Source organism: Blautia sp. MCC269 (assembly GCF_018785655.1).
In the GTDB taxonomy this organism is placed as follows: Bacteria; Bacillota; Clostridia; order Lachnospirales; family Lachnospiraceae; genus Blautia_A.
In genome coordinates this window covers 1-235 of sequence record NZ_WQQE01000111.1, presented here as the reverse complement: position 1 = coordinate 235, position 235 = coordinate 1, and the positions used below count along the sequence as shown (strand labels likewise).

Sequence of the window (235 nt, the reverse complement as noted above, 5' to 3'; positions counted from 1 at the left end):
ATGCACTATATCCGCTATGATGTACTGTATGCCTATGTGCTTGCAAGACTGCAATACTGGTCTATGCTGGCACAGAAAGACGAGGACAATCTGCTGAAACGCCTGCTCAATGCCAGCGACAGGGAAAGAAACTCTGCGAAGAAAAAGCAGGCTGCGGAGCTGAAAAAGGCAGAGAAGCGTAAAGCCGAGGTTGACGGGCTGTTTGCTAAAATGTATGAGGACTGGTCTGCCGGAC

1 pseudogene is annotated in these 235 nt (G+C 49.8%); it reads left to right on the top strand.

The features are described from left to right. A pseudogene (locus GPK88_RS18500) lies at positions 1-235 on the top strand (recombinase family protein); the annotation flags it as partial.